Genomic DNA, 240 nt, shown 5'->3' with positions numbered 1-240 from the left:
CCCGGTTCGCTGTCGGGCGGCCAGCAGCAGCGCGTGGCGATCGCCCGCGCGCTGGCGCTGCAACCGCCGGTGATGCTGTTCGACGAGCCCACCAGCGCGCTCGACCCGGAGATGGTGGGCGAGGTGCTGCAGGTGATGAAGGGCCTGGCCAAGGACGGCATGACCATGGTCTGCGTGACGCACGAGATGGGTTTCGCGCGGGACGTATGCGACCGGGTGGTGTTCATGGATGCGGGCGAG

Annotated in this window: 1 protein-coding gene; it reads left to right on the top strand. The window is 69.6% G+C overall.

All coding sequences use genetic code 11. The features are described from left to right. Positions 1-240, top strand: a 240-nt coding sequence (locus SB771_RS36720; protein WP_410722248.1) for an ATP-binding cassette domain-containing protein, incomplete at both ends; no start/stop codon positions are given.

The sequence above is a fragment of the Burkholderia sp. SIMBA_051 genome (assembly GCF_046534915.1).
GTDB lineage: Bacteria > Pseudomonadota > Gammaproteobacteria > Burkholderiales > Burkholderiaceae > Burkholderia > Burkholderia ambifaria.
The sequence above is the reverse complement of the archived record's forward strand: the minus strand, read 5'-3'. Positions and strand labels throughout refer to the sequence as shown.